Source organism: Legionella bozemanae (assembly GCF_001648595.1).
Taxonomy (GTDB): domain Bacteria; phylum Pseudomonadota; class Gammaproteobacteria; order Legionellales; family Legionellaceae; genus Legionella; species Legionella bozemanae.
In genome coordinates this window covers 1-246 of record NZ_KV441812.1, presented here as the reverse complement: position 1 = coordinate 246, position 246 = coordinate 1, and the positions used below count along the sequence as shown (strand labels likewise).

Sequence of the window (246 nt, the reverse complement as noted above, 5' to 3'; positions counted from 1 at the left end):
AGTACTCAGAGCACCCTGCGCAAGAAGGATACTATCAAGGGATTCAAAAGGAGCAAACAGATTTATCAAGCCAGGCCAATGCGGCGATTAAAAATGATCCTGGTGCCCAAACGGTCATTGATCATTTTGGAACAAACAAATTTGAACTGAATCTTGCCAATTCCGTATTGGCTCAATCTCAATTGATTCAGGATGAAAGTTATGCGATTACGCACGGACAATCCAATAATCGCGTTCAATGCTCGA

Annotated in this window: 1 pseudogene; it reads left to right on the top strand. The window is 42.3% G+C overall.

What is annotated here, in order from left to right:
* Nucleotides 1-246 (top strand): annotated as a pseudogene (locus A8O27_RS19235) (type-F conjugative transfer system mating-pair stabilization protein TraN); the annotation flags it as partial.